General features: G+C 67.1%; 18 protein-coding genes. 6 read left to right on the forward strand and 12 right to left on the reverse strand.

What is annotated here, in order from left to right:
- Positions 1 to 37: 37 nt before the first annotated feature.
- The 3 genes from J2Y54_RS12365 to J2Y54_RS12375 are packed head-to-tail and all read right to left on the reverse strand — an operon-like array spanning position 38 to position 3,164.
- Positions 38 to 1,117: a GNAT family N-acetyltransferase gene (locus tag J2Y54_RS12365; protein ID WP_310040069.1), complete on the reverse strand. Its 1,080-nt coding sequence runs from the start codon at positions 1,115 to 1,117 to the stop codon at positions 38 to 40.
- The gene (locus J2Y54_RS12370; RefSeq protein ID WP_310040070.1) at positions 1,114 to 1,971 is read right to left on the reverse strand and encodes a cupin-like domain-containing protein; all 858 of its coding nucleotides are present in this window, start codon (positions 1,969 to 1,971) and stop codon (positions 1,114 to 1,116) included. The genes J2Y54_RS12365 and J2Y54_RS12370 overlap by 4 nt, the downstream gene beginning before the upstream one ends.
- Complete coding sequence (locus tag J2Y54_RS12375) at positions 1,968 to 3,164, reverse strand: GNAT family N-acetyltransferase (protein ID WP_310040071.1); 1,197 nt, start codon at positions 3,162 to 3,164, stop codon at positions 1,968 to 1,970. The genes J2Y54_RS12370 and J2Y54_RS12375 overlap by 4 nt, the downstream gene beginning before the upstream one ends.
- 705 nt (positions 3,165 to 3,869) lie before the next feature.
- Between J2Y54_RS12375 and J2Y54_RS12380 the strand changes: the two genes are divergently transcribed.
- Positions 3,870 to 4,355 (forward strand): hypothetical protein, encoded by a 486-nt coding sequence (locus J2Y54_RS12380; RefSeq protein WP_310040073.1) that lies wholly within the window; start codon positions 3,870 to 3,872, stop codon positions 4,353 to 4,355.
- A gap of 16 nt (positions 4,356 to 4,371) precedes the next feature.
- The gene (locus J2Y54_RS12385; protein ID WP_310040075.1) at positions 4,372 to 4,737 is read left to right on the forward strand and encodes a hypothetical protein; all 366 of its coding nucleotides are present in this window, start codon (positions 4,372 to 4,374) and stop codon (positions 4,735 to 4,737) included.
- Positions 4,738 to 4,904: 167 nt separating this feature from the next.
- Here the strand turns inward: J2Y54_RS12385 and groL are convergent, their stop codons facing one another.
- Both groL and groES read right to left on the reverse strand, forming a co-directional pair.
- Positions 4,905 to 6,548, reverse strand: coding sequence for a chaperonin GroEL (gene groL, locus J2Y54_RS12390; protein ID WP_310040076.1), 1,644 nt, complete (start codon positions 6,546 to 6,548; stop codon positions 4,905 to 4,907).
- Between the two features lie 62 nt (positions 6,549 to 6,610).
- Positions 6,611 to 6,898 (reverse strand): co-chaperone GroES, encoded by a 288-nt coding sequence (gene groES, locus J2Y54_RS12395; RefSeq protein WP_310040078.1) that lies wholly within the window; start codon positions 6,896 to 6,898, stop codon positions 6,611 to 6,613.
- 243 nt (positions 6,899 to 7,141) lie between these two features.
- Here groES and sppA point away from each other — a divergent pair, with 243 nt between their 5' ends.
- The 3 genes from sppA (at position 7,142) to J2Y54_RS12410 (ending at position 10,050) form a co-directional block, all read left to right on the forward strand.
- On the forward strand, positions 7,142 to 9,040 hold the full coding sequence (sppA, locus tag J2Y54_RS12400; RefSeq protein WP_310040080.1) for a signal peptide peptidase SppA: 1,899 nt from the start codon (positions 7,142 to 7,144) through the stop codon (positions 9,038 to 9,040).
- Positions 9,037 to 9,600 (forward strand): GNAT family N-acetyltransferase, encoded by a 564-nt coding sequence (locus tag J2Y54_RS12405; protein WP_405052915.1) that lies wholly within the window; start codon positions 9,037 to 9,039, stop codon positions 9,598 to 9,600. The genes sppA and J2Y54_RS12405 overlap by 4 nt, the downstream gene beginning before the upstream one ends.
- A 63-nt stretch (positions 9,601 to 9,663) precedes the next feature.
- Positions 9,664 to 10,050, forward strand: coding sequence for a hypothetical protein (locus J2Y54_RS12410; RefSeq protein WP_310040082.1), 387 nt, complete (start codon positions 9,664 to 9,666; stop codon positions 10,048 to 10,050).
- Here the strand turns inward: J2Y54_RS12410 and J2Y54_RS12415 are convergent.
- From J2Y54_RS12415 to J2Y54_RS12425, 3 genes are read right to left on the reverse strand one after another with little or no spacing between them, the layout of a single operon-like run.
- A complete protein-coding gene (locus J2Y54_RS12415) occupies positions 10,047 to 10,676 on the reverse strand; it encodes a trimeric intracellular cation channel family protein (protein ID WP_310040084.1) in 630 nt (209 codons plus the stop codon). The genes J2Y54_RS12410 and J2Y54_RS12415 overlap by 4 nt on opposite strands.
- 31 nt (positions 10,677 to 10,707) lie before the next feature.
- Positions 10,708 to 11,058: a DUF6768 family protein gene (locus tag J2Y54_RS12420; RefSeq protein WP_310040085.1), complete on the reverse strand. Its 351-nt coding sequence runs from the start codon at positions 11,056 to 11,058 to the stop codon at positions 10,708 to 10,710.
- The gene (locus J2Y54_RS12425; RefSeq protein WP_310040086.1) at positions 11,051 to 11,611 is read right to left on the reverse strand and encodes an RNA polymerase sigma factor; all 561 of its coding nucleotides are present in this window, start codon (positions 11,609 to 11,611) and stop codon (positions 11,051 to 11,053) included. Before J2Y54_RS12425 ends, J2Y54_RS12420 begins: the two co-directional genes overlap by 8 nt.
- A gap of 91 nt (positions 11,612 to 11,702) precedes the next feature.
- On the opposite strand from J2Y54_RS12425, the gene J2Y54_RS12430 reads away from it, so the two are divergent.
- Positions 11,703 to 12,359 (forward strand): DUF1275 family protein, encoded by a 657-nt coding sequence (locus J2Y54_RS12430; protein WP_310040088.1) that lies wholly within the window; start codon positions 11,703 to 11,705, stop codon positions 12,357 to 12,359.
- On the opposite strand, the gene J2Y54_RS12435 is transcribed toward J2Y54_RS12430, so the two are convergent.
- The 4 genes from J2Y54_RS12435 to J2Y54_RS12450 all read right to left on the reverse strand — a co-directional run bounded on the left by J2Y54_RS12435 (position 12,345) and on the right by J2Y54_RS12450 (position 20,283).
- Entirely contained in the window at positions 12,345 to 14,294 is a 1,950-nt protein-coding gene (locus J2Y54_RS12435; RefSeq protein ID WP_310040089.1) for a diguanylate cyclase domain-containing protein, read from the reverse strand. The genes J2Y54_RS12430 and J2Y54_RS12435 overlap by 15 nt on opposite strands.
- Before the next feature lie 160 nt (positions 14,295 to 14,454).
- Positions 14,455 to 15,849, reverse strand: a complete 1,395-nt coding sequence (lpdA, locus tag J2Y54_RS12440; protein WP_310040091.1) for a dihydrolipoyl dehydrogenase — start codon at positions 15,847 to 15,849, stop codon at positions 14,455 to 14,457.
- Positions 15,850 to 16,060: 211 nt separating this feature from the next.
- Positions 16,061 to 17,290: a 2-oxoglutarate dehydrogenase complex dihydrolipoyllysine-residue succinyltransferase gene (odhB, locus tag J2Y54_RS12445; RefSeq protein ID WP_310040092.1), complete on the reverse strand. Its 1,230-nt coding sequence runs from the start codon at positions 17,288 to 17,290 to the stop codon at positions 16,061 to 16,063.
- 23 nt (positions 17,291 to 17,313) lie between these two features.
- Positions 17,314 to 20,283 (reverse strand): 2-oxoglutarate dehydrogenase E1 component, encoded by a 2,970-nt coding sequence (locus tag J2Y54_RS12450; protein ID WP_310041302.1) that lies wholly within the window; start codon positions 20,281 to 20,283, stop codon positions 17,314 to 17,316.
- Positions 20,284 to 20,311: the final 28 nt, after the last annotated feature.

The raw sequence follows: 20,311 nt of genomic DNA on the forward strand, positions 1-20,311 counted from the left end.
CGGGCTATAGGCCGGGGGACGGCAGGCGGCCAGCGGATCAGGCGCGGACGCGGTTCAGCGCGGCGCGGGCGAGCGTCCCGGCGCCGGCCCAGGCGCCGCTCGCGCTGAGCGGATTGAACAGCCGGAGGCGATGGCGCTCATCGCGCCGGTCCATCCATTCGGCCTTATAGGCCTCGTCGCCATTGCCATAGTCGATCAGCGCCGGGCGGTCCTGGTCGAGCACATGGCGGAACATCGCATAGGACAATAGCGTGCCCGGCGACTGGCCACGTTCGCTTTCGAGATGGGCAAGTTTGTGGATCGTCGCCACGCCATGTTCGACGGTCCAGAACTGCGCCGCGACGGGGCGTCCATCCCGCAGCGCGATGCCGAGGCGCAGCGTGCCCGCTGCCCCCTCCTGTTCGGCATAGGCGCGCAGAAATGCTGGCGACCCTTCCTGCGGTTTCCAGCTGCCGGCATAGACCGCCTCGTACGCGGCCCAGGCAGCGGCGTCGAAGCGCGTGTATATCCGTGTTTCGACCGGATGCGCCTTGGCGCGGCGGCGGACGGTGTTGCGCAGCTTTGACCCGCGGCGCGCCCAATAGGCGTCGAAATCGAGTCCCGTCGTGTCCGCGACCCAGTGCGCCGCCTCGACCCGGGTCAGCGCCAGCCATCCGGCGCTGCGGAATGCTGCGGCCAGGGCGGCCGAGTCCGCCGGTTCGAGCGGCCACAGGGTGATCGCGCCGAAATGGCGACGCAGCCGCCGGGCAATCGCTGCCAGCAATGCGGTACGCGTGTCGGCCGGGCATCCTGGCGATGCGATCGGCGCATAGGCGAGCGTGTACCAGCTGGCAAAGCTGCGCGCCCGGCCGGCTCCGGCATCGCGCAGCGGCAGCCACACGGCGTGCGGCCCGCTTCGCGCCGAGATCGTGACCGGCGGTTGGTGTGGGGCGATATGCTGCGCCGTGAGTGTCAGCCAGTCGAGCCGGTCATAGGGACCGGGTTGCAGCGCGCGGTCGAGCAAGCCGGCGGCATCGCTGGCCAGCGCATCGATCGAACCCGTTACGCCGGTCGCGATCGCCGCAGCGGGGGCGTCGGGGCTACCGACATCGGCGATCAGCGGCGCGTGCGCGGTCATTCGGGATGCCCGGTCAGGCGGCGCGCCTTCTGAATGCTGCGCCAGGCAAGCGACTTGAGATGATTCTGACGTGGGAAGCGTTGCGGCATGGCGGGGCGAAGCCCGGCGCTGCGCAGCAACCGGTTGAGACCATGGGCGTCCGCCTCGCGATAGCTCCATTCCGAGCGCCACGTGACCGACAGCGAAATCGACATGGCCGGCCCGTTCTGCACCCAGTGCGGCGCTTTGACCGGGACATAGAGCGCTTCGCCCGGGGTCAGCCGCAGCGGCGTCCCCTTGCGCGCGAAATCATCGCGATAGGGCAGGTTGCGGTGCCCGCCGGCATGAAATGCTTCCTGCAGCGCGCCCGGCACCAGTTCCGGATCCGCCGCGGGAAACACGGTCATCACCTTCTCGCCGCGCAACTGCATCAGGATGTTGTGCTCTGGGTCGATATGGAACGGGGTGACCGCGCCCGGCGAAGAGATGAAGATGAAGGCCTCGCGCTTCAACATTGCGCCGGTGCGGCGTGCGACCAGCGGCTCGATCTCGTCGAGCACGCGGTCGAGCAGCGCGCGGTAAAGCGGATCCTGATCGACGAACTTGAGCACCATCCACGAGCCGTTGCGCTCGATCGAGCGGATCGTTTCCGCTACCGACAGGCCGTTGCTGCGCAGCGCCTGGGGGTCGATCCCGACCGGGATGTCGGCCAGATTCTGTTCGACATCGACCGGCCGGATCCGCTGCGACAGCGCGACCAGCGCGTCGAGCTCGAACAACGGATCGCCGCACAGCCCGTGCGCGAACAGACCCGGGGTCTCCGGATACAGCGAGTCGAACGCGGATCGCGCGGCGGCGTCGAACACGGCAGTCATGCGTCACTCTCCATGGCGTTATCCGGCGCGGGACGCCGGGCGTGCAGCGCGCGGAATCGGGCGGCCGCCCGCTCCAGTCCGCGGACCAGCGCGAACAGGCTGCGGTTGCGCGGGCCGGCCAGGGGCACCGACACCCGCACGATCGTCCGCCGCTCGCCCCACAGGCTGTTGATCATCGGGTGGTTTTCGACCGCGCAGCTGTCGACCCAGTCAATCGCGTCGCGGGCCAGGATTTGAAGATTGTCGAGCTGGATCAGGACGCCGGGCGAGAAGCGGCCAAGCGTCTCGTCGAACGCGGTCTTGAACGCAAAGGCGCCCGGCGGCGCCAGCAGGTTGACCAGCATCGCAATGGCAACGCCGTCGCGGTCGATCCGCAGCATGTCGAGCCGTCCAAGGCGATGGGCGCTCGCCACCACCTCGCGGAAAAAGGCGGCGGTTTCGGCGGTGCAGCCAAGTGCCGAGCCGGCCTGGCCCTTCCACCCGGCCTGTTCGAGCGCGAGAAAGGCGTCGATCCACGGTCCGGCCGGTTCGTCGGGCGCAAGCCACCGTGTCGAAATGGTGCCGCTTTCGGCGAGGCGCGCGCGCAACCGGGCGAGTTCCTTGCGCTTTTTCTTGCGCACCGTTGCGGCGTAATAGGCGTCGGGGGCGAGGTCGCTGGCGAGCATTGCGCGCTCGATCCGGTGCACGGTATCGCACGGCCGGCCGCGCTGCCCGGCCGCCGCGACGAGCCCGCGATGCACTGCGCCGTTATCGACCAGCCCGGTGACATGCAGCAGCGCGCCGGCGCCGGGCTGGCGATCGAGCGTCGCGAGCATCGCGCTCCACGCCGCCGCCTCGCAGCCCTGCCGGATCAGCGGGGTGCCGAGGAAGCTGTGATAATGGCACCAATTCTGGCTATGGCGCAGCGGCAGCCGGCCATAGCGCGGTGCCGTCACGACCGGCATCAACGCGACCAGCTGAGCGCCCGCAGTCACCGTCAGGTAGCGCAGTCCGGGCGGGGCGAGGTGCCGACTGGCTTCGGCAAACCAGCGCTCGGCGAAGACATTCGGCTCGACCGCAGCCGCGGCTAGCCGATCCCATTGCGCCGCGCAGATGTGCTCCGGCAGGACGATCGCGCCGGCGAAGCCGTCGGGCGCGCAGGCGTCGATCGCTTCGGCCACATGCGGCATGGCGAAGGTGGCAGGCGCGTTCATCGCAGCAAGGGCCGGAGCGGGGTCACGCGCCCTCCCTAGCCACCAAGCGTTAAATTTCCCCAAGTCGCATGAAATCTTGCCGTTCGCCGGTCTGCCGGCGCGGAAAGCAGCGGGAGATGGGGCGCTTCCGGTGAACATTACTATGCGGGCGCGGCAGGGATCCGCCTCGGTGAGTCTCACATATTGACGCGGGTTTCCGCTGCGCGACTCGCGGTGAATCGCGGGGTTGGGCGAGCGGTGTCATACGGCAAGGGCGATTGATGCGAATCGCTATCGTTAAGTCCATTTTCTGTGGATAACGATAAACGATATTAAAAACATGAAATATGCCGTATCTGTACAATTCATTATAAGTTTAGATTGTTTAATAATCTCTAGATGTTGATATCTATATTCGTACGGTAAAATAAAAACCTGCTCGGTGAGTGGCATTTATCAAGGGGTATGCTGGAAAATCCCCAATTGTAGATTCTCGGATCGTAGATTCCCGATATCGCCGATTAACCATGAATCGGTGGAAAAGTCGGATGTAGGGAATGCGAGTCGAGTATGGAGATTGGGGTCATGCGGAGTAGCGTTTCGGAATGCATCGAACCTGGTACTGGTGGCCGCTCGGCGCCCTGGCCTGCTCCCGCAGCGCCGCGTGAGCGCAGCCTGTTTGCTCCCGCCGATGGCCGCTTTGCCCCGCCGGCAGCGGCACGCCCGATGCGGCCCCGGCCGGTCGGGGGGTTCGTTCCCTATGCCGGCCATTGCATCGTGCCGGTCAAGGCCAACGGGCTGGTCCGCTTGCCTGGATTTGTCCGCCGCAACGTCAACAGCGACGGCCCGAGCATCTTTCTGGGGCTGCACGCGACGCAGAACTGCCTGGTCGGTTCGAGCGTCCAGTGGTGGCAGCAGCTGACCCTGGCCTGTGACAGCCACCAGTTCGAGGCGGCGGGAGCCACGCCGCGCCGCGACATTCCGCCGCCGCCCGCGCCGTCGCGCCGGCTGTTCGGCTTTTGCGAGGAATTCTGGCGGCCCAACGAATTCGTCAAGCTGCCGAGCTGGGCGCGCGCAGTCGCGGGGATCGCCAATGCGGCGCTGTTCGTCGGGACCGGCGAAACGTTCGAGATCTGGTCGCTGGAAGACGCGATGAAGTCCGACGATCCGCACCTGGTGGCGCTGGTCCATTCCGCGACCAAGCTGCAGTGAGCGGGAGGGCGGGGCGATGGGGCGCTGTCACCTGACCGGGCACCAGCCCGGCGAGGACGTGATCTGGAACGAGGGGTATTTTTTCACCAGCTGCACCCGGTGCGGGCGTGACATGATGCGGGCCGACGGGCCGTGGCGCACGGTGCCGCGCAAATATCGGGTCGTGTGGCGGAGCGGCTATCATCGCCATGCGGTGCCGAGCGATTTCGGACGGCGTCTGCCGGTCGCGGCGGCGATGGTCAGCGACCGCCGGGTCAAGCTGCCGCGCCACAGCGTCGGCTGCGTGATCCTGGGGCCGGCGGAGCGGGTGGACGAGGATCCGGCGGAGCGCACCGCAATGGATCAGGCAATTGCTGCATTCCGGCTGCTCGGGATGCGGTGAGTAACGTGTAGCGTAGCGTAAGGAAAAAGGGCCGGGGAGTCGCCTCCCCGGCCCTTTTTTTGTTCAGCCGGCTGGCTGGCGGATGGTCCCGTCGTTCGGCGCGCCGACCCGACGATCCGATCTGCGCGGGTCCTGGGCCAAGCGCACCTGGCCCAGGCCGTGTCAGATCAGAAATCCATGCCGCCCATGCCGCCCATGCCGCCGCCGCCCATGGGCATGGCGGGCTTGTCTTCCGGCAGCTCGCTCACCGCCGCTTCGGTGGTGATGAGCAGACCGGCGACCGAGGCTGCGTTCTGGAGCGCGGTGCGAACGACCTTGGTCGGGTCGATCACGCCGGCGGTGACCAGGTTTTCATAGGTGTCGGTCGAAGCGTTGAAGCCGAAGGCGGTGTCGTTCTGGTCGAGCAGCTTGCCCGAGACAACGGCACCGTCATGACCGGCATTGGCCGCGATCTGGCGGACCAGTGCGGTCAGCGATTTGCGGACGATGTCGACGCCACGGGTCTGGTCCTCGTTCACGCCGCTGACGCCTTCGAGCGCCTTGGTCGCGTAGAGCAGCGCGGTACCGCCGCCGGGGACGATGCCTTCCTCGACCGCAGCGCGGGTTGCGTGCAGCGCGTCGTCGACGCGGTCCTTGCGCTCCTTCACTTCGACTTCCGAAGCGCCACCGACCTTGATGACGGCAACGCCGCCAGCCAGCTTTGCGAGGCGCTCCTGCAGCTTTTCGCGGTCATAGTCCGAAGTCGTGACTTCGATCTGCTGACGGATCTGCTCGGTGCGGGCCTTGATCGATTCGGCTTCACCGGCGCCATCGACGATGGTGGTGTTGTCCTTGTCGATCGACACGCGCTTGGCGGTGCCGAGCATGCCCAGCGTGACGCTCTCGAGCTTGATGCCGAGATCCTCGCTGATCACTTCGCCCTTGGTCAGGACCGCGATATCCTCGAGCATCGCCTTGCGACGATCGCCGAAGCCCGGAGCCTTGACCGCTGCGACCTTGAGGCCGCCGCGCAGCTTGTTGACGACGAGCGTGGCCAGCGCCTCACCCTCGATGTCCTCGGCGATGATCAGCAGCGGGCGACCCGACTGCACGACCGCCTCGAGGATCGGCAGCATCGCCTGGAGCGACGACAGCTTCTTCTCGTGGATCAGGATGTACGGGTCGTTGAGCTCGACCGCCATCTTCTCGGGGTTGGTGATGAAGTAGGGCGAGAGATAGCCGCGGTCGAACTGCATGCCTTCGACGACGTCCAGCTCGAATTCGAGGCCCTTGGCCTCTTCGACCGTGATCACGCCTTCCTTGCCGACCTTTTCCATGGCTTCGGCGATCTTCTCGCCGACTTCACGGTCGCCATTGGCCGAGATGATGCCGACCTGGGCGATCTCGCTCGAGCCCGAAACCGGCTTCGAACGCGACTGCAGGTCCGCGACGACCTTGGTCACCGCGAGGTCGATGCCGCGCTTCAGGTCCATCGGGTTCATGCCGGCCGCGACCGACTTCATGCCTTCACGCACGATCGCCTGGGCGAGCACGGTGGCGGTGGTGGTGCCGTCGCCGGCGACGTCGTTGGTCTTCGAGGCGACCTCGCGGACCATCTGCGCGCCCATATTCTCGAACTTGTCCTTCAGTTCGATTTCCTTGGCGACGCTGACGCCGTCCTTGGTGATGCGCGGGGCGCCGAAGCTCTTGTCGATCACGACGTTGCGGCCCTTCGGGCCCAGCGTGACCTTCACTGCGTCGGCGAGGATGTCGACGCCGCGCAGGATGCGCTCACGCGCGTCGCGGCTGAATTTTACGTCCTTGGCTGCCATGGGGCTACCCTTTCAAAATCTGGAAGTTGACGAAACTGACGTTTTCGAGCGGTGTCCGGCGGTCAGCCGACGATCCCGAGAATGTCGCTTTCCTTCATGATCAGCAGGTCTTCGCCGTTCACCTTGACCTCGGTGCCCGACCACTTGCCGAACAGGATGCGGTCGCCGGCCTTGACGTCGAGCGGGGTCACTTCGCCCTTCTCGTTCTTGGCGCCCGAGCCGGCGGCGACGACTTCGCCTTCCTGCGGCTTTTCCTTGGCGGTGTCGGGGATGATGATGCCGCCAGCCGTCTTTTCCTCGGCTTCGACGCGACGGACCAGCACGCGATCGTGCAGCGGACGAAAGTTCATGGAACACTCCTGAACAGTGGTTGATGGCTTGTTGGCACTCACCCTCCGCGAGTGCCAGCAGGGCGCATATGGATACGCCCCTGCGACGCGTCAACGGGTGTGCAGCGACGGTGACGCAAAATGTCAGGGGCGAGCGGACGGCATGCGTGCCTGTATTGCGATGTTAACACAGTGTCTTTATGCCTTGCCCAAAGGCGATGGCTGTGCGTCAATCGTCCCGGGGCAATCCGAAGGAGCATGACAGTGAAACTGGTACGCGGCGCATGGAAGCTGCTGGTGGGCATCAAGGATGCCCTGGTTCTGTTGTTCATGCTGTTCTTCTTCGGGGCGCTGTTCGCGCTGCTGTCGGCGCAGCCCAACCCGGCGGCGGTCAAGGACGGCGCGCTGCTGATGGCGCTGGACGGCACGATCGTCGAGCAGCCGGCGGAAGCCGACCCCTTTGCCGGCCTGGCCGGTGGCGAGGTGATGCGCGAACATCGCCTGCGCGACGTGGTGCGTGCGCTGGACGCGGCCAAGGACGATGCCCGCGTCAAGGTGGTGGTGCTCGACCTCGACCGGTTCATGGGCGGCTATCCCGCTGCGGTCGCGGAAGTGGGCGAGGCGATTCGCCGCGTTCGCGACGCGAAGAAGCCGGTCCTGGCCTATGCCACCGCCTATAGCGATGCGAGCTACCTGCTCGCCGCCAATGCCAGCGAGATCTGGATCGACCCGATGGGCGGTACGCTGTTCAGCGGGCCGGGCGGGTCGCGGCTCTATTACAAGGGGCTGATCGACAAGCTGGGCGTCACGACCAATGTCTACAAGGTCGGCAAGTTCAAGTCGGCGGTCGAGCCCTATCTGCTGACCGGGCAGTCGCCCGAAGCAAAAGAGGCCAATGAAGCCCTGTACGGCGCGATTTTCGGCCAGTGGCAGGAAGCGGTGAAGAAGGCGCGGCCCAAGGCGCGGATCGAACCGCTGCTGACCCGTCCGGCCGACGCCGTCGCCGCCGCACAGGGCGACTTTGCCAAGATGAACCTGTCGCTTGGCCTGGTCGACAAGCTGGGCGACCGGCTGGCGTTCGGCAAGCGTGTCGCCGAGATCGCCGGGGCGGATTCGGACAAGCCGGCCGGCAGCTACAAGACGATCAAGCTGGCAAACTGGCTGCAGGCGAACCCGGTCAAGAAGAGCGGCGAGGCGATCGGCGTCCTGACCGTCGCCGGCGAGATCGTCGACGGCAAGGCCGGGCCGGGCGTCGCGGCGGGCGACACGATCGCCAATCTGATGCTCAAGGCGCTGGCCGAAAAGGAACTCAAGGCCCTGGTCGTCCGCGTCGATTCGCCGGGCGGTTCGGCGCTGGCGTCGGAACGGATCCGTCAGGCGATCCTGCAGGCCAAGGCCAAGGGGCTGCCGGTCGTGGTGTCGATGGGCAGCCTGGCGGCGAGCGGCGGCTATTGGGTATCGACCCCGGGCGACGTGATCTTTGCCGAGCCCAACACGATCACCGGTTCGATCGGCATCTTTGGCATCCTGCCGACCTTCGAGAACACTTTGGCCAAGATCGGCGTGACCGCCGATGGCGTGAAGACCACGCCGCTGACCAGCCAGCCGGACGTCTATGCCGGTACCAATGAGGAAGTGAACCGGGTTCTGCAGTCGGGGATCGAGCAGGGCTATCGCCGGTTCATCGGGTTGGTCGCGGCATCGCGCAAGATGACCACCGCGCGAGTCGACGAGATCGGCCAGGGCCGGGTGTGGGACGGCGGCACGGCGCGTCAGCTGGGATTGGTCGACCGGTTCGGCAATCTGGACGATGCCGTAGCCGAAGCAGCCAAGCGCGCCAAGCTCGACCCCGCCAAGGTGCATGCCGTGCATCTTGAAAAGGAGCCGGGCTGGTTCGACCAGCTGATCGCCGGCTTTGCCACCGGCAGCGGCGATGACGAGGAAGAAGCGGCGCCCGAAAGCGGCGGCGACATCTATGCGCGGTTGGCCGCCGGGCGGCGCGCGGTGCTGGCGCAGGCGCTGGGCGATGCCCGCCGCCTGGCCGGTGCATCGTCGATGCAGGCGCGTTGCCTGGAATGCGCCGCCTATGGCCCGATGGCCGGCCCGACGGCGCAGGCCGATGCGCGGCTGATCGATGTGGTGATTGCAAAGCTGGGCTGGTGACCCCGGTCCAGCTGCGCGCCGCGGTGCCGAGCGACGCCGCGGCGATTGCCGCCATCTATGCGCCCTATGTGCTGACCGGCACGGTCAGTTTCGAATTCGATCCCCCCGACGCCCGCGCGATGCGTGGGCGCATGGAGGCATCGGGCGGGCTGTATCCGTGGATCGTCGCCAGCAATGGCGAAGGCAATGGCGTGTTGGGCTATGCCTATGCCACGCGCTTTCGCGAGCGCGCTGCCTATCGCTATGTCGTCGAGACTTCGGTCTATGTCGCGGGGGCGGTGCAGGGGCAGGGGGTCGGGCGCCTGCTCTATGCGGCGCTGATCGACACGTTGCGCGCCCAGGGGTTCACCCAGGCAATCGGGGTGATCTCGCTGCCCAACGACCAGTCGATCAAGATGCACGAACAGGCCGGGTTTCGTCGCGCCGGCCAGCTGCGCGAAATCGGGTTCAAGCAAGGCCGCTGGATCGACATCGGCATCTGGCAGTGCCACCTCAACGACAGCATGGTCCCCCCGGTCGAGCCGCGCCCGTTCAGCGAGATCGGCCTGGTGCGCGGCTGACGCGGCCGCATATTTTTTCCGCAGCGCGAGCATCTTGGCGATGTCCCCTGCTAAAATGGCACCATGGACGAGCAGCCAAGCTACCGGCTTGAGGTCGATCGCGCGCGCAAGCTGCTGATCCTGACCGCGCTCGCGATGCACGAGCCGGAAGAATCGGGTTGGGTCGGCGAAGATCTGCGTGCCGCGATTCAGAGTTTCGGGCCCGATATCGGCCAGCATGCGACACTGTACGATGGCAGCGCCATTGCCGGCATGCCGCGCGCCACAATCGATCAGATGGTGCGCACGCTCGACCACCCGGCGGTCCGCGCGATCTGGGCGCGCAAGGTCGCGTTTGTCGTCGTGACCGCGATGGCGCGGCTGCAGGTGCGGCGCCTGCAGCAGGTGCGGCCCGATATCCGCATGTTCGACACGCGCGACGATGCGATCGCCTGGCTGACGGCGCCCTAAAGTCCGCCGCGATAGGCGGGGAGGGCGAGCTTCCACCGGATCGCGGCGGCGCGCAGTGCGAAGCCAGCGCTCGCGGCGGTGAGGCTGGCGACGTAGAGCGGCAGGCCCACAAGCGTCAGGCCAACGTGGAGCCCGGAGGCGAGCGCGGCGGCGGTGACGTAAAGTTCCGGCCGCATCAGGATCGAGGGTTCCCCCGCCAGCACGTCGCGGATGATGCCGCCGGCGCAGGCCGTCAGCACCCCCATCAGCATCGCCGGGACCGGCGGAATGCCGAAGCTCAGCGCCTTGGCCGCGCCGAATACGGCATAGGCGGCAAGGCCCAGGGCGTCGAGCCAGTCGAAGCCCTGACCCTGCCACCAGCGTTGCGGCGTGACCCAGATGATCCCTGCGACGCCGAGGCACAAGGCGGCGACAAACGGATGGTGCACCCACCATACCGGCGCGCCGATCAGCAGATCGCGGATCGTGCCGCCGCCGACCCCCGTGATGAGGGCGAAAAAGGCGGCGGTGACGAAGGTCTGCCCGCGCCCCGCCGCGGCGAGCGCACCGGTCGCGGCGAACACGGCGATGCCGAACAGGTCGAGCCAGGGCAGGACGGTGCCGAGCGGGAGCGGGGTGGGGGACATGGCTGTCCTGTCCCACTCCGCGTGGCCCGGGTCAACGTGGCCCGCCGACCCCGAGCCGGGCAAGGGCGCGCAGCACGCGCTGGATGTGCAGCACGGGCAGCATTGCTGCCTTGAAGATCGTCGCGACGAGGATCAACGTCATCGCGGGAAGGCCCCAGCGCAGCGCCTCCAGCGCCTCGGTCGCGGCGAAGAAATGCCAGGCGGCATAGACGCCGGCGAAAAACAGCAATGTCTGTGCGGCCAGCACGACCGCGCTGGTCCAGCCGAGGCTGCCGCCGAACAGCGATCCGACCTGCGTCAGATAGCCGGGCTCTTCGCCGATCTGGCGCAGCAATTCGCGTTCTTCGGCCGCGATCGCGGCGTCGATGTCATGGTCACGCATCGGAGTCTCCTTCCAACTGGGTTCTGAGCCTGGCGCGGGCGTGCATCAGGCGGGTCTTGACGGTTCCGGCGGGAATGCCGAGCGCGACCGCCGTTTCGGCGATGCTCAGCCCCTCGAAATAGTGCAGCGCCACGGCCGCGCGATGGCCGGGCGGGAGCGCGGCGACGGCGCGGCGCAGGTCGCTCTGCTCGACCGATGCGTCCGGGCCGGGCGGCGCGGGAACGGGGGCATCCTCGAGCGCGGTGGCGAGCGCGCGGCCCGCGACCCGGTCGCCGATCGCGGCCCCGGTCTTGCGCGTCACGATGCGATAGGCCCAGGCGGGAAAGGCGCGCTCGTCGCGCAGGCCGTTCAAGCCGCGCACGATGTCGATCCACGCCGCCTGCACCGCTTCCTCCGCGAGCGCGCGGTCGCCGGTCAGCCGCCAGCCATGCGCCACCAGCCGGCGGTGCCAGCGCGCGACCAGCCGCGCCATCGCGCGCCGGTCCCCGGCCTGCGCCGCGACGACCAGCCAGGCATCGGTGGCCCGCTCAACTGCACGTGTTTCCCCGTTCATGCCGACAAGGTGCGCTCGATCCTGCGTTCGGTTCAATCGGCGATGCGATTTCCCGCTTGGCGCGGTGATGCGCCTGTGGAGAATGGGGCGGATGAAAGACTATCCGCCCCGCCTGATCGGTCTTGCCGTCGCGCTGGCCGCCCTGGCCGGCTTTGTCGATGCCATCGCCTTTACCCGGCTCGGCGGCTATTTCGTGTCGTTCATGAGCGGCAATTCGACCCGGCTGGGCGTCGGGATCGGGCTGGCGGACGGAACCGCGCTGCTTGCCGCGGCGCTGATCCTGGCCTTTGTCGCGGGGGTGATGGCCGCGACCATCATCGCGCGCCGCTTTGCCGCGCGGCGCAAGGTCGCGGTGCTGGCGGCGGTGACGGTGACGCTGACCGGTGCGGCGGTGCTGTGGATGCTGGTCCCCGGTCCGCTGCCGCTGCTGCTGGTCGCGGCGGCGATGGGGATGGAGAATGGCGTGTTCGCGCGCGATGGCGAGGTGGCGATCGGCGTATCCTATATGACCGGATCGCTGGTGCGGATGGCGCAGCGGCTGGCGGGAGCATTGATGGGCGACCCGCAGCGCTGGGCGTTCGTGCCGCATCTGGCGCTGTGGCTGGGCTTTGCAGCAGGCGTGGTGCTGGGGGCCCGGGTCGGGCAGGTCGCGGACGATGCGGCGCTGTTCATCGCTGCGGCGGCGGCCGCTGGGCTGACGCTGGTTGCGGCTGGCCTGTCGCGCGCGCCGCGCTCAGCCGAACACTGACACGAACGGGCGGATGTCGGGCGGCGCGATCGGGCGCGGGTCCGGAACATGGGCAAAGATGCGATCGCGCCCGCGCTGCTTCGCTTCGCACAGCGCGGCGTCGGCGCGCGCATAGAGCGAATCGCATCCGTCGCCATCGCGCGCGCGCGCCACGCCGACGCTGACCGTCATGCGGATCATCGCGCCATGTCGGCCGGGCGATTCGAGCATTGTCACGCCGAACCGCACGCGCTCGGCAACGGCCATGGCATCGGCCTGGGAGCTGGCGCGGATCAGCGCGACGATCTCGCCACCGCCCATGCGGCCACACAGATCGCCGTCGCGCAGCAGCGCGACGATGCCATTTGCAACCTGAGTCAGCGCCGCATCGCCGGCGGCGCGGCCATGCTCGGCGTTGATCCGGTCGAACTGGTCGATATCGATCGCGAGCAGATAATGATCGTCCGGGCCAAGCACGGCCAGCCGCGCCTCGATCTCGGTCATCAGGTGGCGGCGGTTGGGGATGCCGGTGAGCGGGTCGCGCGTGGCTTCGACCTTCAACGCCTTGTTGGCATTGCGCAGGGCATCGGTGCGCAGCGCGACCTTGCGCTCCAGCTCGTCCTGGGTGCTCAACACGCGTTCGGCCATCAGGTCGAAATCATGCGTGAGCTGGACCACCTCATCCGGGCTGGTCAGCCGCTCGCGCTCGACAAAACGGGCCGGCGCGGTGCGGCGGGTGATCAGGCGGGTCCGTTCGATCAGCGCCTGAAGCGGTACGCCGACCTGCCAGCGCATCAGCAGGAAGATGGCGAGCGCCTGCAGCACGAGGCAGACCAGCGCGGTCATCGCGATGCGGCCGACGGTGCGCCATGTGTCGGCGTGGAGCACCGCGCGGTCCTGGCGGACCAGCACATACCATCCCGTCGCCTCGATCCGGCGCAGCGCGACGAAGGAATCGATCGCGGGCGCCTCGCCAAGGAAGGGGCGGTTGCCGGACTCACGGACGAAACGCCACAGCGCCTGGAGCGCGGGATCGGCGGTTCGGGTCAGGTCGAGCAGCGATTCGGGGCCGGGCTGGGCCTGACGCGTATAGCCGGGGTGATAGATCAGCCGCCCTTCGCGCGAGATCAGGATGACATCGGCGCCGCGAATGTCGCCAAAGTCCCCGGCGAGCATCAGCTGGTCGAGCAGGATGCTGGTGCCCCATGCGGCGACATGGCGCCCGCCAAGGTCGACCGGGGTCATGCAGCCGGTGGTCCAGGTACCGCCCTTGCGATCCGACAGGATGTGCCGCAGCGCGGTGCAGCGCATCGCCCGCGCGGGATTGGCCGCCGGCGTCACGATGGTCGCCAGTTCTTCCCTCTGGAAATCGAAATCCGGCGGCGCATCCTTGCGGTAGAAGTTCAGCCGGTCGGACCGGGCCGGGGCAAAGATCACGAGATCGTTGCGCGGGGTGAACAGGTACAGGCTTTCCATCCCCGGATGCACCGCCTCGCCCAGCGCATGGACGGTGTGGACCGCCGCCGACAGCATCCGGCGCTGCTGCGGATCGGGCTCGCCAGGGACAATCGCGCCGACGCCACGGACATAGCCCATCGGCGTCACGCCGCCGTCGAACAGCGCCGGAACACTGCGTCGCCCGCCGCGCGGATCGGGCGCGAACAGCGAATCGAAGGTGGCTGGCGTGCCCAAGGTCGGATTGGTCGCAAGCTCGGCGCGGAGCAGCTGGGTGGCACGCTGATGCACGGCGCGGATCCGGGCGAAGCGCTCATCCTGCTGCCGCGCGACCTGACGCGCATAATGATCGAGATTGGCAAGCCCCGCGGTACGCGCGCGGTGATCGGTGTCGCGAAAGGCGAAAATGCCGGCGATGATGAAGATCGCGCCGACCAGCGCCGACAAGAGGATGGCGGTGCGCGTGGTGATCGACATGTCACCAAAGATGTGTCGCGTCACCCTAGCCATGCCGCGACGCTAGCCGTTGGCGGGTAAAGCGGACCTTAAAGCCGGCCTAGGGGACCGCCCGGTGCGTGCTGGCACGCAGCCGCGTCAAGCGAAGCAAGGGGGCAGGGTCGGGATCCGGCCGCACCCCCCGCTTCGCTGCCGTGAGCACGGATCAGATGTGGATCGGCTTGCCCGTGACCGCCATCGCCGCTTCCTTGATCGCTTCGCTGTGCGTCGGATGGGCGTGGCAGGTATAGGCGATGTCTTCGCTGGTCGCGCCGAATTCCATTGCCTGCGTCGCCTGCGCGATCATCGTGCCGGCGAGGCTGGTGATGATCCACACGCCGAGCACGCGATCGGTCTTGGCGTCGGAGATGACCTTCACGAAGCCATCGGGCTCATGGTTGGTCTTGGCGCGGCTGTTGCCGGCCATCGGGAATTTGCCGACCTTGATCTCGCCCTTTTCCTTCGCCGCTTCCTCAGTGAGGCCGACGCCGGCGATTTCGGGCATGGTGTAGACGACCGACGGGATCAGGTCGTGGTTCACGATGCCGGTGAGGCCCGCGATATTCTCCGCGACCGCAATCCCCTCATCCTCGGCCTTGTGCGCGAGCATCGGGCCGGGGACGACGTCGCCGATTGCCCAGATGCCGTCGACCGCGGTTTCGAATTCGTGCCCGACCTCGATCTGGCCGCGCGCGTTGACGGTCAGGCCGGCGGCTTCGAGGTTGAGGCCGTCGGTGTTGGGACGACGGCCGATCGCGACCAGGACATTGTCCGCCTCGATCGTTTCCGCGTCGCCACCCTTGGCGGGTTCGACGGTGATCGTTGCCTTGCCGCCATTGACCGCGACGCCGGTGACCTTGGTCCCGGTCTTGAACTCGATGCCCTGCTTCTTGAACAGCTTCTGCGCTTCCTTGCGCACGTCGCCGTCGAAGCCGGGGAGGATCTGGTCGAGATATTCGACCACGGTGACCTTTGCGCCGACGCGGCGCCACACGCTGCCCAGCTCAAGCCCGATCACGCCGCCGCCGATGACGACGAGATGTTCGGGCACCTTGGCGAGCTCAAGCGCGCCGGTCGAGTCGACCACGACCTGCTGGTCGACGGTGACGCCGGGGAGCGGAGTGACGCTGGAGCCGGTGGCAATGACGATGTTTTTGGCGCGGACGGTGCGGTCGCCGACCTGGACCGAATCCTTGCCGGTGAACGCGGCATAGCCCTTGAGCCATTCGACCTTGTTCTTCTTGAACAGATATTCGATGCCGCCGGTCAGGCCCTTGACCGCTTCCTTGCGCTGCGCGTGCATCGCGTCGAGGTCGAGCTCGACGCTGCCGAGCTTGACGCCAAGCTTGGCGAGCGCGCCGCTGGCGGCTTCATTGTACAGCTCGGACGCGTGCAGCAGCGCCTTGGACGGGATGCAGCCGACATTGAGGCAGGTGCCGCCCAGCGTCTCACGACCCTCGGCGCAAGCGGTCTTGAGGCCCAGCTGCGCCGCGCGGATCGCCGCGACATAACCGCCGGGCCCGGCACCGATCACGAGGACGTCGAAGTCGTATTCAGCCATTTTCTACTCCGTTCGCCGTGTCTCGGCGTTTGTCCGGCCTCATGCACCGGAGCAATATGAGCCGCTGCGTTCCCATCGGCCGCCAGCATCAAGGCAAGCGTCGATCAGATTTTCCTTCTGTAGCAGCCATCCGCCTGCCAGCCCAACCAACAGGGCCGCAATAGTGATGGCCACGTACAGAGCGCGCCGCACGCTTTAGTTCCTTACCAAATTACAGGTCGATCAGCAGGCGGGTCGGGTCCTCGATCGCGTTCTTGAGCGCGACGAGGAAGGTGACGGCCTCACGCCCGTCGATCAGGCGGTGGTCGTAGGACAAAGCGAGATACATCATCGGGCGGATGACGATCTGGCCGTCGCGGACGACCGGGCGGTCCTCGATGCGATGGAGGCCCAGCACTGCCGACTGCGGCGGGTTGATGATCGGGGTCGACATCAGCGATCCGAACACACCGCCGTTGGAGATGGTGAAGGTGCCGCCCTTCATCTCTTCCATCTTGAGCGTTCCGTCCTTGGCGCGCTTGCCGAAGTCGCCGATCGTCTTTTCGACCTGCGCGACGCTCATCTGGTCGGCGTCGCGGATCACGGGGACGACCAGGCCCTGCGGCGCGCTGACCGCGACCGAGATGTCGGCATAGTCGTGATAGACGATCTCATCGCCGTCGATCTGCGCGTTGACGGCAGGGATGTCCTTGAGCGCCATGCACGCGGCCTTCACGAAGAAGCCCATGAAGCCGAGGCGGACGCCGTGCTTCTTCTCGAACAGATCCTTGTACTTGGCGCGCGCTTCGATGACGGCGGTCATGTCGACGTCGTTGAAGGTGGTGAGCAGCGCGGCGGTGTTCTGCGCATCCTTCAGGCGGCGGGCGACGGTCTGGCGCAGGCGGGTCATCCGCACGCGCTCTTCCTTGCGGCCGCCGGATGCTGCCGGGGCGGCGGCGGTCGCAGCCGGGGCCGGAGCCGCAGCCGGGGCGGCGGCGGGCTTGGACGAGGCGGCGGCGATCACGTCTTCCTTGGTGATGCGGCCATCCTTGCCGGTGCCGGTGATCGTCGCAGGATCGACGCCATGCTCCAGCACCGCGCGGCGCACGGCCGGGGAGAGGGCGGCGGCGGCTTCGCCGGCGGGCTCGGCGGGCGCCTGCTGCGCGGCGGCGGCGGGCGCGGGGGCCGGGGTGGCAGCGGCAGGCGCCGGTGCGGCGGCGCCAGAGCCGGCTTCGATCGTGCCGATCAGCGCGCCGACATTGACGGTGTCGCCGACCGCGACGGCATGCGCGCCCATCACGCCAGCGACGGGCGCGGGAACTTCGACCGAGACCTTGTCGGTCTCGAGGCTGGCGACGGGCTCGTCAGCCGCGACGGGCTCGCCCGGCTGCTTGAGCCATTCGCCCAGCGTCGCTTCGGTGATCGATTCGCCCAGCACGGGGACGAGGATTTCGGTGGCCATCTCGTTGGGTCCTTCCTGGGGAATCAGGCGCCCGCCTTGCCGGCGGTCTTGGGGTCTTCGGTGGTGCGTGCGCGGCGGATTTCCTCGCGCACATTATGGCCGAGCGCATCGGCGATCAGCGCGCCCTGTTCGGCCTGGTGACGCTTCATCAGGCCGGTGGCGGGCGATGCCGCCGCGGCGCGACCGGCATAGCGCGGACGCTGCGGCTTGATGCCTGCCTCGACCATGCATGCCTCGATATACGGCTCGACGAAGAACCAATAGCCGTTATTGCGCGGCTCTTCCTGTGCCCACACCACTTCCTCGACATTGGTCATGCGCGCGAGGCGCTTGACCAGCGGATCGCCGGGGAAGGGATAGAGCTGCTCGATGCGGATGATCGCGGTGTTCTTGTCGCCCGCCGCATCGCGCGCCTCGATCAGGTCGTACGCGACCTTGCCGGTGCACAGCACGACGCGCTTCACATCCTGATCCGCCGGGGCCGACGGATCCGACAGGATGCGCATGAAGTGCGTGTCGCCGAGGAACTGGTCGGCGCTCGACACCGCCAGCTTGTGGCGCAGCAGCGACTTGGGCGTCATGATCACCAGCGGCTTGCGGAAGGTGCGGTGCATCTGGCGGCGCAGCAGGTGGAAATAGTTCGCCGGGGTGGTGACGTTCGCGACCTGCATATTGTCGCCCGCGCACAGCTGCAGGAAGCGTTCGGGACGTGCCGAGCTATGCTCGGGGCCCTGGCCTTCATAGCCGTGCGGGAGCAGCATCACGAGGCCGTTGGCGCGCAGCCACTTCGACTCGCCCGACGCGATGAACTGATCGATCATGATCTGTGCGCCGTTGACGAAGTCGCCGAACTGCGCCTCCCACAGCACCAGGCTCTTGGGGTCGGCAAGCGCGTAGCCATATTCGAAGCCGAGCACGCCATATTCGGAGAGCGGGCTGTCCAGCACCTCGAACCGGCCGTGCGGGATTTCGTTGAGCGGGACGTACTTGCGCTCGTCGGTCTGGTCGACCCACACCGCGTGACGCTGGCTGAACGTGCCGCGGCCCGAATCCTGGCCCGACAGGCGCACGCCATAGCCTTCCGACAGCAGCGAGCCGAAGGCGAGTGCCTCACCGGTCGCCCAGTCGAAATTCTCGCCCGACTTGAACATGTTCGCCTTGGCATCGAGCACGCGCAGCAGCGTCTTGTGCGGGGTCAGCCCCTCGGGAACGCTGGTCAGCGTGCGGCCGAGGCTGTCGAACAGCTTCTTGTCGATGCCGGTTTCGACGTTGCGGCGCGCATTTTCGGCATCGACCGGGGCGGACAGACCGGTCCAGCGGCCGCCGAACCAGTCGGCCTTGTTCGCCTTGTAGGTCGCGCCAGCGGCGAACTCTTCCTCGAGGTGCGCGGTGAAATCGGCGACATGCTTGGCCGCGAAGCCGCTGTCGACCACGCCCTCGGCCTCGAGCCGCTTGGCATAGAGGTCGGCGACGCCGGGATGGCCCTTGATCTTGGCGTACATCAGCGGCTGGGTGAAGGACGGCTCGTCGCCTTCGTTATGGCCGAAGCGGCGATAGCACCACATGTCGATGACTACGTCGCGCTTGAACTTCTGGCGATATTCGATCGCCATCTTGCACGCGAAGGTCACGGCTTCGGGATCGTCGCCATTGACGTGGAAGATCGGCGCCATGACGCCCTTCGCGACATCGCTCGGATAGGGCGAGGAGCGCGCGAATTGCGGGCTGGTCGTGAAGCCGATCTGGTTGTTGATGATGAAGTGGATGCAGCCGCCGGTATTGTAGCCGCGGATGCCCGAGAAGCCGAGGCACTCCCACACAATGCCCTGACCCGCGAACGCCGCGTCGCCGTGCAGCAGCACGGGGAGCACCTGTTCATGCTCCTCGAGGTCGTTGCGGTTGGTCTGCTGTGCGCGGACCTTGCCGAGCACGACCGGGTTCACCGCTTCGAGGTGCGAGGGGTTGGCGACCAGCGACATATGGACGCTGATCCCGTCAAACTCGCGGTCGGTGCTGGTGCCGAGATGGTATTTCACGTCGCCCGAGCCGCCGATATCGTCGGGGTTGGCCGAACCGCCGGCGAATTCGTGGAAGATCACGCGATAGGGCTTGGCCATCACGTTGGCGAGCATGTTGAGGCGGCCGCGATGCGCCATGCCGTACACGATCTCGCGCACGCCATACTGGCCGCCATACTTGATGATCGCTTCCATCGCGGGGATCATCGATTCACCGCCGTCGAGGCCGAAGCGCTTCGTGCCGACATACTTCTTGCCGAGGAATTTTTCCCACTGCTCGGCTTCGATCACCTTGGCCAGGATCGCCTTCTTGCCGTTGGGCGAGAATTCGATCGCCTTGTCCTGGCCCTCGATCCGGTCCTGCAGGAAGCGGCGCTCCTCCACATCGGCGATGTGCATATATTCGAGGCCGACATTGCCGCAGTAATTCTTGCGCAGCGTCGCGACGATCTCGCGCATCGTCGCCTTTTCGAGGCCGAGATTGCCGCCGAGGAAGATCGGACGGTCCATATCGGCTGGCGTGAAGCCGTGATATTCCGGCGTCAGATCGGCCGGCAGCTCCTGCTTGGCGAGGCCGAGCGGGTCGAGATTGGCGGCGAGATGCCCGCGCACGCGATAGGTGCGGATCAGCAGCATCGCGCGGATCGAATCATTCGCGGCGCGCGCGATGTCGGCGGTCGACGCTGCGGGGGCAGGGGCTGCCGCCGGGGCCGGGGCGCCGCCGCGCGCGGGCTTGGGCGCAGGCTCCATCTGCGTCGGATCGAGCGCCGCGGTCAGCGCGTCGGTGTCCTTGAGCGGCCAGCGCGGATTGGCCCAGCTCGGGCCGGTCGCGGTGCTTTCCAGCCCTTCGAACCACTGGCGCCAGCCAGCTTCGACCGCCGAGGGATCGGCCTTGAACTTCGCGTACATCGTCTCGACGAAGGCGGGGCTCACGCCACCTGCGATCTCCGCGAAATCCAACCCATCAACGCCCATCATCAAATTCCTTCTACCCCCGGGGAAT

The sequence above is a fragment of the Sphingomonas sp. BE123 genome (assembly GCF_031456015.1).
Taxonomy (GTDB): domain Bacteria; phylum Pseudomonadota; class Alphaproteobacteria; order Sphingomonadales; family Sphingomonadaceae; genus Sphingomonas.

Coding starts and splice junctions, on each gene's coding strand:
- J2Y54_RS12365 (WP_310040069.1), bottom strand. CDS start 1,117: ATGACCGCGCACGCGCCGCTGATCGCCGATGTCGGTAGCCCCGACGCC.
- J2Y54_RS12370 (WP_310040070.1), bottom strand. CDS start 1,971: ATGACTGCCGTGTTCGACGCCGCCGCGCGATCCGCGTTCGACTCGCTG.
- J2Y54_RS12375 (WP_310040071.1), bottom strand. CDS start 3,164: ATGAACGCGCCTGCCACCTTCGCCATGCCGCATGTGGCCGAAGCGATC.
- J2Y54_RS12380 (WP_310040073.1), top strand. CDS start 3,870: ATGCGGCCCCGGCCGGTCGGGGGGTTCGTTCCCTATGCCGGCCATTGC.
- J2Y54_RS12385 (WP_310040075.1), top strand. CDS start 4,372: ATGGGGCGCTGTCACCTGACCGGGCACCAGCCCGGCGAGGACGTGATC.
- groL (WP_310040076.1), bottom strand. CDS start 6,548: ATGGCAGCCAAGGACGTAAAATTCAGCCGCGACGCGCGTGAGCGCATC.
- groES (WP_310040078.1), bottom strand. CDS start 6,898: ATGAACTTTCGTCCGCTGCACGATCGCGTGCTGGTCCGTCGCGTCGAA.
- J2Y54_RS12410 (WP_310040082.1), top strand. CDS start 9,664: ATGGACGAGCAGCCAAGCTACCGGCTTGAGGTCGATCGCGCGCGCAAG.
- J2Y54_RS12415 (WP_310040084.1), bottom strand. CDS start 10,676: ATGTCCCCCACCCCGCTCCCGCTCGGCACCGTCCTGCCCTGGCTCGAC.
- J2Y54_RS12420 (WP_310040085.1), bottom strand. CDS start 11,058: ATGCGTGACCATGACATCGACGCCGCGATCGCGGCCGAAGAACGCGAA.
- J2Y54_RS12425 (WP_310040086.1), bottom strand. CDS start 11,611: ATGAACGGGGAAACACGTGCAGTTGAGCGGGCCACCGATGCCTGGCTG.
- J2Y54_RS12430 (WP_310040088.1), top strand. CDS start 11,703: ATGAAAGACTATCCGCCCCGCCTGATCGGTCTTGCCGTCGCGCTGGCC.
- lpdA (WP_310040091.1), bottom strand. CDS start 15,849: ATGGCTGAATACGACTTCGACGTCCTCGTGATCGGTGCCGGGCCCGGC.
- odhB (WP_310040092.1), bottom strand. CDS start 17,290: ATGGCCACCGAAATCCTCGTCCCCGTGCTGGGCGAATCGATCACCGAA.
- J2Y54_RS12450 (WP_310041302.1), bottom strand. CDS start 20,283: ATGGGCGTTGATGGGTTGGATTTCGCGGAGATCGCAGGTGGCGTGAGC.